This is a genomic window from Chryseobacterium ureilyticum, from assembly GCF_900156735.1.
GTDB lineage: Bacteria > Bacteroidota > Bacteroidia > Flavobacteriales > Weeksellaceae > Chryseobacterium > Chryseobacterium ureilyticum.
Genome location: NZ_FTOL01000014.1, coordinates 81,109 through 92,314, shown reverse-complemented (window position 1 = coordinate 92,314; position 11,206 = coordinate 81,109). Strand labels below are relative to the sequence as shown.

Genomic DNA, 11,206 nt, shown 5'->3' with positions numbered 1-11,206 from the left:
TCGTCTTGAAGATATTGTTTTTGAAGAAGGCAAACCTGCTAGATACGATTAGTAACCTTCAGCAAACTATATGAATTATAAGTACAACAGGAAGGGGTTGTAAGAGACTGGAATGTATGATTATGGAGCAAGGATGTATATGCCTGACCTGGGAAGATGGGGTGTTATGGATCCTCTTGCTGAAACTTCGAGAAGATGGAGTACTTACACCTATGCCTACAATAATCCAATTAGATTTATTGACCCGGATGGAATGCAAAACTATGATATAACATTTGGGAAAAGTATTTCTGCTGATACACAAAATAAAATTGTAAGTGATTTAGAAAAAGAAACAGGATTGAAATTATCTGTAGGTGATAATGGGAAACTGAGTTACAAAGAGTCTTCTGATATGGGAGGAAGTAAGACAGCTCGTGATATGTTGAAAGGTGCTATTGATAATCACAGAACTGACTATCAGATTAATTCAGATAATACAAGAGGGTCATCTATACAAGAAATTCAGGGTAGAGGAGAAACAATTGATGGAAAAGCAGGCTATACACAAGTTTTTGACTTAAATATAAATACTAATCAAATAGATGGTTTTATAAATGGTGCTAGTCAATCTTTAAATCCTTTAACGATGGGATATGGAATGACCACTCTTCATGAAGTAAGCCATAAATATAATAATTTAATAGATGGATTTGTTGGAGATGACGGAAAAGAATATTCTGCAACATCTATATATGGTATGCAAGGTGATAACGAAAAAAAAGTCATTAATGTAATTAGAACTGAATTAGATAATTCGAAAGGGTTTAAACTACCGTTCGGTCAACGAAAATCTTATTCTCCAATGGATTCAGGAGGTATTAACTTTAGTGCATTTAGTAGTGAGGCATACTCTAAAGGGCCATTGAAAGTTGATCCTAAAACAGATTTATATATTAAAATTCCTCGAAAATAATAAACTTAATACAAAAATATAAAATGAAAACTTATCAAGTACTTGTATACTGTATAGCTCTTGTTACGTTTATCGGTTGTAACTCTCAAGCAAAAACAATGTATAATGAAGCATATGCAATTGTAAGTAAGGATTTTATCGGTAAAGAAGTTTCAATAAAAGAATTTGGAAAAGATGTTTCAGGGTTATATATTTATGATTCAATCTATCCCTATCCTTTAGATAAAAATGATTCTAGCAATTTTTATAAGAATATTTTATCAGAAAAAGATGAAATAAAACCTTTAAGAAAAGATGAAGATCTTAAAGAGTTATCTGGCAAAAATATGAATAGTAATTGGGAAATGAATGCACAATTTAAAACCGTATTTAAAACTGTTGTACAATATCAAGGAATTCCAAATGGACCATTAAATGCTGCTATATTTTCTGAAATTAAAGATAATCAATTAAGAATTGATGTTGTACCCTTTTTTCAAGGGAGTCCCAAATATTGTGGGTCAATTGCCAAATATTACTTTAAGTTTGATAAAGCTAAAATTATTGAAAATAAAAAATGGACTGATCATTATGAATGTTGGTAATACAAGAGCTACCAATAGATAGCTTTATAATTACAAGTACCAAAGACAAGAGATTACAGGAGACAGGATTCTACAGTTTTAAATGGCGAAATTACATGCCAGATGTGGGAAGGTTTTTCAATGTTGACCCGCTTTCTGAAAAATATGCTTATCAATCTCATTATAATTTTTCTGAAAATAAAGTAACGTCTCATAAAGAATTAGAAGGATTAGAAGCTGTTCCAGCAGATAATTTTAATAAAAATCAGTTGACTTTAGTTGTTTTAGGGTTAGGAAGAGCTGATGGAAGAAATGGAAATGGTGTTGGAAGTGGAACGAATACCCTTTATTCCAATCTTCCTAAAAATCTACAATAGCTAGTCTTAAAAATAATTTGAGGAGTAGTATAGCAGTTGCAGCTTATACAGGAACTGATAGTGGTTTGGCTGCCACTCATATGACTCAAACTATTAGTAATTACAGAAGCGTAAATCCTGATGGGAATGTTATAATGATAGGACATAGTTTAGGAGGGAAAGATATTCTTAATGCAGCAAGTTCAACAACTGAAAATATTAATCTAGTCTTAACAATGGAGCCTGTATCTGTAAATGCAGGAGGAGGAACTGCTTATAGTTCAGATCCATATTCTGCAAGTTTAGGAGGTAATGTTCAAAATATTATTAGCTTAAGTGCTGATAAAAATATGTTTTCTGGAGATGGTGGTTCAAAAACTGTTACTGGTCAAACCTCTATAAAAGCAACAATGACAGGAACAGGGCACACTAACATTGATGATTCTATGACCCCTTATTTAAAGCCATTAATACAAAGAACAGATCAAGGTGTAAATCCAGTAAAATGGTTTCAGAATGTTAGTTGGAATAACTTTCAGGTTCAGCCAAATGCGAGAACTGGAAATCAAGAAAAGAAAGGAACTGGGTCAGGTTCATAAATTGAATTAATATGAAAAAGAAATATATAATTATTATCGTAGCCCTATTTGTAGTAATAGGATTTTTAAGTATTAAAATTGCTTATAATTTTTCTCCTGCGTATCCTTTATATCATTTTGTTTTAGACGTATTTAAATCAGAATCTATAAGTTTTGATATTAGTAATTATCCCAATAATTTTTTTATTATAGATATGGAAATATTATTATCTATATTGTTATTTATAATTACTATATCTATCAGGAACTCTAAATACATATTGTCTTCTTCAATATTGTTATTAATCATTTGGTTTAAAAACCTAATTTTATTCAAAGGAATTATTGAACAGGACATATACTTAAGTTCATCAATACTATTTTTAATTAGTCTTTTAGTATTAAATACTTTGAACTTTTATTATATAAAAAAATCTATTGAATAAATAAAGAATTTATTAAAGCAAAAGCCACTCGTTTGAGTGGCTTTGTTATTTTATAAAATGCTTTGCAGATTAGTTTGTTTGAGAAAGGCATCCAGGAGTGCGAAGACATGTTGTCTATCGTTCTCTTTTAGTTTTTGTATATCTAAAATTTTAGCGACAATATTTTTATCCAGTAGAATATCTGTAGACGCTACGAGATAATCGAGAGACACTTCTAGGGCTTCTGCCAGTTGCGTGGCCATCTCAATAGATGGTTTTACTTCCTCACGCTCATATCTACCGATGACAGCACAGTGGACACCTATGAGTTTGCCCACTTCGTCCTGCGATATCTTTTCTTACTTCTGTAAGACGCTTACCAAAAGTTATAGACTTCATAAATTTATTAAACAATAGAAAATCAAAGTTTTTACGAATTATAGTTATTAGACTTATACATTGAGATTATTTTGATTTTGTTAAAAATAAGTATATTTACAATTACACAGATCATTTAGGAAATATCCGCTTGAGTTATTTCCATAATGGAAGTGGAGTAGAAGTTCTTGAAGAAAATAATTATTATCCTTTTGGATTGAAGCATGAGGGGTATAATAATTTAGCTGGAAATCGTGCTTATAATTACAAGTATAATGGTAAGGAGTTGCAAACAGAGACGGGGATGTATGATTATGGAGCGAGATTTTATATGCCGGATATTGGAAGATGGGGTGTGGTAGATCCGCTGGCGGAACAATATCGCAGACACTCCACTTACAACTACGCTGTAAATAATCCGATAAGGTTTATTGATCCCGATGGTCGTGGCGTTAATAGTACAGGAGTGAGAGAAAACAAGGATGGCACATATACTGTTATAAGTGCAAAAGATGATGGAAATAACGGAATTTATCGAGCAGATGATAAAGGTAATTATGATGTTGAAACATCTGACCATATTGCAAACTCATTAACTCCTCGTTCTTTTATGGGGGATGACAATAAGGCTGTTGTAGGTGCTGTAATCAGCCCTGGAGATTTGAGCGGTAACGATTTTCTAAATGACTTGATGGGTCCTAATGAGCCTAATATTATTGGTTATATGAAAAATGGTGTAGGTGGTGCAAAATATGATTTCAAAACTAATGGTCCTAATGGAGAAGTAAATGGTATTCAAGAAATTCCTAAAGAAGAAAGAGCAGCTTACACTTATCGAGGTGTTTTATTTTCTGTAGACACAGGAGATAAAGCAGATAATGTTGCTGTTATAGCTTCAGCTAGGGACGGTGGAAATTTTGCAGCGGGATATATTGCAGGAAATAATGGTTTAACTTGGGGAACAGGAAGATTAGGATTTGATGCTCTTCAAAGTTGGCAACAAGGTGGTTTAGCTACTGAAGGACAAACAACCCAGCAAGCACAAAAAGTAGGACATACTCTCGGACATAAAAACTATAATAATAGACGTGCTGCAGTTTATAAGACTCAATCTTCAAATCCATTACGCGGACCTAAATAACATGATTATATGAGAAAAATATTTAAAATCCTTATTGTATTGGTTTGTGTTATTGCAGGTTTGTTTCTTTGGTTTGACCAAAGCCGTTCCTTTTTTAAAGCAACCAATGGAGAATATATTACTATGTGGAAAAGATACGGAGGAACCTGTTACCTTATTCCAGGCAAATATTATGGGATAACAAAGCCTAATAATGATTATGTTGAAACAGAGAATAAAAATGAATATGTAGATTTTTTATGGTTTAATAATAAATCTAATTATTTACTATATAGCGGAAATGTTACGGATAAAATTTATAACACGGATAATGCAAATTTTAGAATAATCAATTATTTGAACGATAAGCAAAAAAATGATAGCTTATTTACGGAAAAAAAGGGGCATTATTCTCATTATAAAAAAGGAGTAGCTCGTTTAAGCATAAATATATTAGAAGGTTACGCTTCTGATGGAACGGGTAAAGCCCAGAGATAAATAAAACCCCACCGCATTGCAGTGGGGTTTTATTTATAAAGTAGTAATTTTCTACGAATACGCTTGTTTAGCTTTAAAATCTCTTACCAGAGCATCAATAACCAAATAAATCTGTTCTTTAGCAGACTTTGATAAATTACCAATCTCTTCAATACGTTTTAAAGTATTGCTGTCTACCTCCAAAGAAGTTTTTCTTATAAGATAATCCAAAGAAACCTGCAAAGCATCTGCAATTTTAATAGCCACTTCAATCGAAGGTTTTACTTCGTCTCGTTCATATATTCCGATGGCAGCACAATGAACACCAATAATTTTGCTCACTTCGTCCTGCGATATATTTTTATCTTTTCTTACCTCTGTAAGATGCTTATCAAAGATTATAGACTTCATAATGTATTAAAACGATAGAAAATCAAAATTTTTTCAAATTATAGTTACTAGACGTATACATTGAGATTATTTTGATTTTGTTAAAAATAATTATATTTACGATTACACAGATCATTATGGAAATATCCGCTTGAGTTATTTCCATAATGGAAGTGGAGTAGAAGTTCTTGAAGAAAATAATTATTATCCTTTTGGATGGCTACATTATTATACTGCTACAACTCAGAATGCTTATCAATATAAGTACAATGGTAAAGAGCTACAAGAGACAGGTATGTATGATTATGGAGCAAGGTTTTATATGCCGGATATTGGAAGATGGGGTGTACATGATCTTTTGAGTGAATTACAATTTGCTTATAGTCCATATTCATATGTTTATGGAAATCCTATAAAATTTAATGATCCAACGGGAATGATTGGAGAAGATCCACCAAAGAAAGGATCTACTCCTAATAATCCTATTGAAATTGGAGAAATTAAGCTAACCAAAAATATAAGTGATTCTAAACTATCATTTATGGGAATCCAAAGCTTAAGTGCTTATCATGGTTTTCAAGATAGATTAGCTTTTGGTATCAGAAATAGTAAAGCTGCTCTTGCTACAGAAAAATTTGAAAGAAACCTGGCTTTTACTATGGGAACATTCCTAATGGGTGGAAGTAATCTTGCTGCTTCAGCAGGTTGGGCTACTTTTGATGCAGTGGTTGATTATCAAGACCCTGAAGATCAGGAGGCTATTCAAGTTGTTCATTTGGCAGTAATTGGCTTGCAGTTAAAGCATGGAAATGCTAAAGCGTTGCAAAATTTAGTAAATGAAGCTGAAGAAGTTACAATAAGTTCAGTCGTGAAAAAGGATGCTAAAATATTAAAATTAGCGCAAGAAACATTTAAAGGAAATGCTTTGTTGCGTCAAGAAGCTAACGCTTTAATAGAACAATTAAAGTTAGGTAATATAAATCCTGGTATTGGGACTAAAAATATTGGTAAAAATGTTTTTGAGGCAAGATCTAGAGGAGGCGCAAGAGTATATTTTAGAAATAGCTCTAATGGTGTAGAAATAGTAGGATATTCTCATAAAGGTAATCAGCAACAAGTAATTAATCACCTTTTAAAAGATAAATAATTTATGAAAGATTTTAAAGTAGTATTTCCAAGTGGGTATAGTGTTAATGATTATTATAATGATAATATTGATTTAAACATTATTCTTCCTTCTGGAACTGTTTTTTTTTCTACCTTTTTTACAATCATTAATGTTAAGAACTTTATTGATGAGGATGATACAGGATATTTTTGGTCTACAGATATGCTTATTGTGAAAGATTTGAAAAAAGAAACAATAAAAAATGTAATATTTAAGATGATTAAGGATGGATATCTTGGATCTGCATGTACAGAGATCGGCAAAATTCAAGAGATTTTTTGTGATATTAGAGATTTCTCCGATATAGTTTCCGACATATAAGTCTAGTTTGCACAGTCAGGATTCTTGTGTTCTCAAAGGAAACTCACTATAAATATTAAGTATTGCAGTGGTTTTTTTATTCTCAACTTTAGAAAATATTTATCTTCATGAATAAGAAAATCTGAAATGAGGACTTTACTAATGGGGAAAGTAATTTTATTGCTTCAGCAGGTTGGGCTACTTTTGATACTTATATGAGCTGTCAGGATGAAGAGGCTCAAGATGCAGTTGGAGCTATTCAGTTAATGGCTATGCTGATTCAAGTGTGCTGGATGGAAACATGTATTAGAAGGACATTTTAACAGACCATTAGGAAACAATAGATCAGTTTTTATTACAACAGAAGAACAATTAAAAAATATATTACAGAATAAAACTGTAATTAATTCTCCTTTAACCCCATTGACTGGGGGACAATTTCAAAGAACTGTAGATACAGGTCAAATAATAGGTAATGCATCTTTAAAGCAAGGAGGAGCGCCTACCTCTTGGATTAATGTAATTACAGACTATAAGGGAAATTTAATAACAACATATCCAATAGCACCATAATGAGTCATATGATATTAAGAAAATGGGAACAACTAAAACAGAGTATAATCCAAGATAGAGATAATTTGGATGCTTACTCTTTATTGAAATTATTACTAGATTGGACACAAGAAATAAAAGAGGTAAAGGATGTTCAAATACAAAATTTATATAAAGATTATTTCAGTTATTATGAAAGGCTAAATATAGAAGAGATCTTTTATACAGATAATGTTGTTTGGTATTCATTAGATGAAATTATTCAATATGATATTATACAAGCTAAAGTTGATTCTCCTCAATGGGCAATTATACATACGAGAGACATTATATTTAATCTTTTGGTGTTTAAATCTGATAAAGATTGTCCTTGTTGCCATGATGATAATCTTCGTGTATTTGTAGATATTGATTCTGAAAAATTAGTCTTTGAATGTGATATATGTTTATGCGTAGTTGATGAAAATAATAATAAACAGAATCCAGAAGGAAAATTAGTTGTTCCAGCGCCAGCTTCTTTAATAAAAGCAAAAAATATAACACCAAGTCCTATTTAATATTATATAAATTTGGATAATTTTCTAAAGTTAGTGATGAGAAAAATTATTAACGAATTGAAAGACAAATTAATAATACACTGTGACTAGTCCTGAAAAGATAGACAAACAATTGTAGCATTTTTTAATAAAAATATTGTAGGAGATAAACTTTCCATTTATTGTAATAACCCTTCTGAAGAAACTAAAGAAGGTTTTCAGACAATTCTTAGAAGTGTTTATTTTAAAAAGTAATAGCTTGTACTATTGTAAAATATCTGATCTTGAAAAGAACCATAAAAACCATTGCATCTGCAATGGTTTTTATGGTTTCGTCATTGAAATCACTATTATCTTACTTTAAACGACATAAGAAAAATCATGCTCCATGTAATAAAACTTCTTCTTCACTTGTCTTATCAATAGCCTAATAACTATGATTCAAGAATTACATGAAGAAAATATTACTTTCAGCAATCGTACTGCTACCTGCAGCGGCATTTTCCCAAAGTATAACCGGGAAGATTAAGCAATCCGGGAATGGGGTTTCCTATGTGGAAATTATTGCGATGAAGGATCAGAAAAAACAAACAACAATTTCTGATGAAAAAGGAAATTATTCACTGAAACTTCTGGAGAATGGAAATTATAATATAAAACTTATCCAGGACGGAGCAGAATTATCCACTACCGATGTTGCTGTAAATGGTGATCTCAAGCAGGATTTTTTCATTGAAGAGAAAAAAGAAAAGCAGATTGAAGGGATAACTGTTACTGCAAGAAAAAAACTGATTGAAAGAAAAGCCGACAGGTTGGTCTTCAATGTAGCGAGTTCCGTTGCTTCACAGGGAATGGATGGCGCTGATGCTCTTGCAACAACACCTTTGGTGAAGGTGGATGATAATTCAGGAGTTTCCATTGCCGGAAAAAGTGGAGTATCTGTGATGATTAATGAAAGAATTCTGAACCTTTCTTCAGCAGAATTGATTACCTATCTTAAAAGTCTCAGATCCGAGAACATAGAGAAAATAGAAGTCATTACGGCACCACCTTCGAAATATGAAGCCCAGGGAAACAGTGGTCTTATCAATATTGTCTTAAAGAAGAATCAAAATCTGGGTTGGAATGGAAGTCTTACCACAAGCTTTCAGCAGCAGACTTATTCAGGATTTTCAAACAGTGCAACCATCAATTATCAAAATGAAAAGATGCGTTCATCATTGAAATTAAGACAAAGTAAATATGAAAAACATTCCTTTGAAAATTATAGAATTACCGGAGTAGAAGGACTTAAAAGTCATGATGACAGAAGAGATTTCGGGGACGGGCTTGGTGCAAACTTGAGTATTGATTACCAATTGGGAAAAAAGTCTAACATAGGCTTTATATACGATTATGGTTTCGGGCATTCCAATATGGATATTGAGAATACTTCAGACTATTTTCAGAATGACAATTATACAGGTATTTTGGCTACTTATGCAGAACACAGAGCGAAATCTACCCAGCAGATGTTAAGTGCATATTATGATTTTAAATTCGGGAAACAAGACAATAAATTGAGCATTACAGGAAACTATTTTTCCAATGTTCCGGAAACAACGATTGACTTTACAACTACAGAAAATTCAGGGAATCGTTTTATTGTAAAATCACCTTCATTGGTAGATTATAAAATCTATTCCGGACAGGCAGATCTTACCTTACCTTATCAGTTTGCCAAAACCGAAGCCGGTGTGAAGTTTACTAATTTTGATAACAACTCAAGCATATTTTATCGGAATCTGAATAATGGAAACTATGAGACAGACCCTTCGAAAAGCAATGAATTTGAATACAATGAAAAAAATTATGCAGCCTACTTCAGCCTTGAAAAATCTTTCAACGAAAAATGGTCTGCAAAAGCAGGACTTCGATATGAATATTCTACAGTAAACGGATATTCTCTTACTTCAGGAGAACAGTCCGAAAGTTCCTATGGAAAATTTTTCCCTACAGCTTATGTATCTTACAAAAGCAATGAAAATAATACATTCAGTATCAATTATTCAAAAAGAATCAACAGACCTGGATTCCGTGCGATTAACCCTTACCGTTGGTATATTAATATTAATTCATTCTTTACAGGAAATCCTCTTTTAAAGCCATCCATCAATCATAATTTTGAGTTTTCCCATGTTTATAAAGGAAAATTATCTACCTCATTATATTTCCAAAGAACATTGGACGGATTCGGACAGTTGGCAAGTTTATCAGGGCAGAGCAGGACAAGTACTTTTTTCAATTTTTATGATCAGAACAGTCTTGGGGTGACGGTCAATTATTCAGATACATTCCTTAAATTTTGGGAAGTAAACTATTCTGCAGATGTATCATATATGAATACAGAGGTTTATGCTACCGATGCTTCATCCAAAAAAGGATACGGTTATGAGTTTAATTTTCAGAATAACCTGTCACTGAATAAAGCAAAGACCTTTCAGTTTGTAGTAAACTATTGGCTTCGTCTGCCATCCAATTCAGGGAATATACGTTGGGATTTTGTAGGAAACTTTACCACCGGCATAAAAATGAATCTTATGCAGAAAGATTTGCAGATCAATTTATTTGTGTCTGATATTTTCAAACAGTCAAGAAGTAAAGGAGAGATTTACTATACAACAGGATCTCACTTTTTTAATAATTATTACGATGCAAGAAGGCTTACATTATCAGCAACCTATAATTTTGGAAATAAAAAGGTAAAAGGCGCAAACCGTAATGTAAACTTTGACGAAAAATACAGAACGAATTAAGATAAGAAAGGAAGTTGGGAGAGCGAAGCAGGAAGTTAATACAGGTCATGAAACATACCGGAGATTATCATTACAGAATGATTTATAGTTGTAAAGACTAATGCAATTATGATCATAACCTCCACCTTTATACTTTCATCTTTTTTTATCTAAACTTCACCCTCAAACAAGTTATTAAGATATTCCACCTTATGACTTTCATTCCTTGAAGTACTCAGGTATTTTTTCCAAGCCTGAGACTCATGGTATACAATGCCCATTTCCCATACACAGTAAGTCGGGAGGTGGGTTTTATTTCTGTCCCAAATTTCAAATGTACCGTTTCCATCATAATAAACACTTTCCCATAATTCATTCTCACTTCTCCATGTGCAAACCATAAGAAGATAATTTTCTCCACATCGATGCATGATCACAAATCCAAGATCTTCTATATTCTGAAAGTTTTCTTTGGCATTTTCAATACATATTTTAGCACGATCAATGTCTTCCGGAGAAACCTCAGCAGGATTTTTAGCAAGGTCATACCATTTAAATTTTGTTTTTCCAACGGTGAAAATTCCTTTTGGGGAAGCGTATTTGTTCGGGTAAGAAGTAGTTTCCATATATTTTT

General features: G+C 32.3%; 12 protein-coding genes and 2 pseudogenes. 11 read left to right on the top strand and 3 right to left on the bottom strand.

The window, feature by feature from the left end; all coding sequences use genetic code 11:
- Positions 1-76: 76 nt before the first annotated feature.
- From BW983_RS24445 to BW983_RS22950, 4 genes and pseudogenes are all read left to right on the top strand, one after another.
- Positions 77-256: pseudogene (locus BW983_RS24445) on the top strand (RHS repeat-associated core domain-containing protein); the annotation flags it as partial.
- 722 nt (positions 257-978) lie between these two features.
- On the top strand, positions 979-1,539 hold the full coding sequence (locus tag BW983_RS22960) for a hypothetical protein (RefSeq protein WP_139329346.1): 561 nt from the start codon (positions 979-981) through the stop codon (positions 1,537-1,539).
- Positions 1,530-1,895, top strand: a complete 366-nt coding sequence (locus BW983_RS24440; RefSeq protein WP_228409070.1) for an RHS repeat-associated core domain-containing protein — start codon at positions 1,530-1,532, stop codon at positions 1,893-1,895. Before BW983_RS22960 ends, BW983_RS24440 begins: the two co-directional genes overlap by 10 nt.
- Before the next feature lie 17 nt (positions 1,896-1,912).
- Positions 1,913-2,473 (top strand): hypothetical protein, encoded by a 561-nt coding sequence (locus tag BW983_RS22950; protein WP_139329345.1) that lies wholly within the window; start codon positions 1,913-1,915, stop codon positions 2,471-2,473.
- Positions 2,474-2,948: 475 nt separating this feature from the next.
- On the opposite strand, the gene BW983_RS22945 is transcribed toward BW983_RS22950, so the two are convergent.
- Positions 2,949-3,215, bottom strand: a complete 267-nt coding sequence (locus BW983_RS22945; RefSeq protein WP_262484601.1) for a helix-turn-helix domain-containing protein — start codon at positions 3,213-3,215, stop codon at positions 2,949-2,951.
- A gap of 128 nt (positions 3,216-3,343) precedes the next feature.
- Here BW983_RS22945 and BW983_RS24435 point away from each other — a divergent pair.
- Positions 3,344-3,713, top strand: a pseudogene (locus tag BW983_RS24435) (RHS repeat-associated core domain-containing protein); the annotation flags it as partial.
- A gap of 692 nt (positions 3,714-4,405) precedes the next feature.
- Positions 4,406-4,873 carry a hypothetical protein gene (locus BW983_RS22935; RefSeq protein ID WP_076554079.1) on the top strand — a complete coding sequence of 156 codons (468 nt, stop codon included), beginning with the start codon at positions 4,406-4,408 and terminating at the stop codon, positions 4,871-4,873.
- A 51-nt stretch (positions 4,874-4,924) separates the two neighbouring features.
- Here BW983_RS22935 and BW983_RS22930 read toward each other — a convergent pair whose 3' ends face one another.
- A complete protein-coding gene (locus BW983_RS22930; RefSeq protein WP_076554078.1) occupies positions 4,925-5,263 on the bottom strand; it encodes a helix-turn-helix domain-containing protein in 339 nt (112 codons plus the stop codon).
- Between the two features lie 130 nt (positions 5,264-5,393).
- Between BW983_RS22930 and BW983_RS24545 the strand changes: the two genes are divergently transcribed.
- The 5 genes from BW983_RS24545 (at position 5,394) to BW983_RS22910 (ending at position 10,593) form a co-directional block, all read left to right on the top strand.
- Entirely contained in the window at positions 5,394-6,389 is a 996-nt protein-coding gene (locus tag BW983_RS24545; RefSeq protein WP_076554077.1) for an RHS repeat domain-containing protein, read from the top strand.
- 3 nt (positions 6,390-6,392) lie between these two features.
- Positions 6,393-6,731, top strand: a complete 339-nt coding sequence (locus BW983_RS22920; protein WP_076554076.1) for a hypothetical protein — start codon at positions 6,393-6,395, stop codon at positions 6,729-6,731.
- 560 nt (positions 6,732-7,291) lie between these two features.
- Entirely contained in the window at positions 7,292-7,819 is a 528-nt protein-coding gene (locus BW983_RS22915) for a hypothetical protein (protein WP_139329344.1), read from the top strand.
- Between the two features lie 263 nt (positions 7,820-8,082).
- A complete protein-coding gene (locus tag BW983_RS24215; RefSeq protein WP_167370022.1) occupies positions 8,083-8,229 on the top strand; it encodes a hypothetical protein in 147 nt (48 codons plus the stop codon).
- Positions 8,230-8,250: 21 nt separating this feature from the next.
- Positions 8,251-10,593 (top strand): outer membrane beta-barrel family protein, encoded by a 2,343-nt coding sequence (locus tag BW983_RS22910; RefSeq protein WP_076554074.1) that lies wholly within the window; start codon positions 8,251-8,253, stop codon positions 10,591-10,593.
- Positions 10,594-10,742: 149 nt separating this feature from the next.
- Here the strand turns inward: BW983_RS22910 and BW983_RS22905 are convergent, their stop codons facing one another.
- A complete protein-coding gene (locus BW983_RS22905; RefSeq protein ID WP_076554073.1) occupies positions 10,743-11,198 on the bottom strand; it encodes a hypothetical protein in 456 nt (151 codons plus the stop codon).
- Positions 11,199-11,206: the final 8 nt, after the last annotated feature.

What these genes read in the sequence shown, in the direction of transcription:
- BW983_RS22920 (WP_076554076.1), top strand. Translation starts at nt 6,393, where the DNA reads ATGAAAGATTTTAAAGTAGTATTTCCAAGTGGGTATAGTGTTAATGAT.
- BW983_RS24440 (WP_228409070.1), top strand. Translation starts at nt 1,530, where the DNA reads ATGTTGGTAATACAAGAGCTACCAATAGATAGCTTTATAATTACAAGT.
- BW983_RS22930 (WP_076554078.1), bottom strand. Translation starts at nt 5,263, where the DNA reads ATGAAGTCTATAATCTTTGATAAGCATCTTACAGAGGTAAGAAAAGAT.
- BW983_RS22915 (WP_139329344.1), top strand. Translation starts at nt 7,292, where the DNA reads ATGATATTAAGAAAATGGGAACAACTAAAACAGAGTATAATCCAAGAT.
- BW983_RS22935 (WP_076554079.1), top strand. Translation starts at nt 4,406, where the DNA reads ATGAGAAAAATATTTAAAATCCTTATTGTATTGGTTTGTGTTATTGCA.
- BW983_RS22960 (WP_139329346.1), top strand. Translation starts at nt 979, where the DNA reads ATGAAAACTTATCAAGTACTTGTATACTGTATAGCTCTTGTTACGTTT.
- BW983_RS22910 (WP_076554074.1), top strand. Translation starts at nt 8,251, where the DNA reads ATGAAGAAAATATTACTTTCAGCAATCGTACTGCTACCTGCAGCGGCA.
- BW983_RS22905 (WP_076554073.1), bottom strand. Translation starts at nt 11,198, where the DNA reads ATGGAAACTACTTCTTACCCGAACAAATACGCTTCCCCAAAAGGAATT.